Origin of the sequence: Paraclostridium benzoelyticum, from assembly GCF_001006285.1 — a bacterium.
Taxonomy (GTDB): domain Bacteria; phylum Bacillota; class Clostridia; order Peptostreptococcales; family Peptostreptococcaceae; genus Paraclostridium; species Paraclostridium benzoelyticum.
Genome location: NZ_LBBT01000280.1, coordinates 1 through 676, shown reverse-complemented (window position 1 = coordinate 676; position 676 = coordinate 1). Strand labels below are relative to the sequence as shown.

At 21.0% G+C, this 676-nt stretch carries 1 protein-coding gene; it reads right to left on the bottom strand.

Annotated features, from left to right (window positions below; all coding sequences use genetic code 11):
• Positions 1 to 186: 186 nt before the first annotated feature.
• Positions 187 to 456 (bottom strand): AbrB/MazE/SpoVT family DNA-binding domain-containing protein, encoded by a 270-nt coding sequence (locus VN21_RS14185; RefSeq protein ID WP_046823840.1) that lies wholly within the window; start codon positions 454 to 456, stop codon positions 187 to 189.
• Between the last annotated feature and the right edge of the window lie 220 nt (positions 457 to 676).

Below are 676 nucleotides of genomic sequence, written 5' to 3'. Positions count from 1 at the left end.
ATAAATACATACATTAAACTAATGGAATTATTAATAAAATAAAAAAATATATGGAGTTAAGTTTTAAGAAGGGATTGATTAAAATGTATAATGTGCTATGCATAAATTTAGATAATTATACTTTAATCATGATAAGTTAATGCATAGCACAATTTATAAAATCAATATTTTAAGTTAATGTGTAAATTATTTATTAAACTTTTCAATTATTTCCTTTAAACATGATTTACAAATAGGTAACTCTTTATAATATTCTATGTTTTCTTCACTAGAGCAAAAAGAACATGTAGTTATAGCTTTTTCAATTTTTATATAATCTTTAAATAGTTTTATACTAACAGGGCTGTTCTTTTTTAAATTTAATTTATCTCTCATTTCTTTAGGTAAAACTACTCTACCTAGATCATCAATATTACGATTAACACCTACCGCTAAATCCTTAGAATTTTTTTTCATTGCATTCCTCCTTAAGTGAATTGTTTAAGTTTATTTTATTGGATATTGATGGAAAAGTAACTGTAAAAATTTGTCAAAATAGCTCGAAATGTTGAATTCAAGCCAAAAAAATTTTTATTTACATTAAATCATACTAATATGGAATACATATAAATAAATTGTGAATTTTATTGGAATTTAAATAGTATGTAATTTTTCTAATTGAGTAAATTTATAATAA

Coding starts and splice junctions, on each gene's coding strand:
- VN21_RS14185 (WP_046823840.1), bottom strand. CDS start 456: ATGAAAAAAAATTCTAAGGATTTAGCGGTAGGTGTTAATCGTAATATT.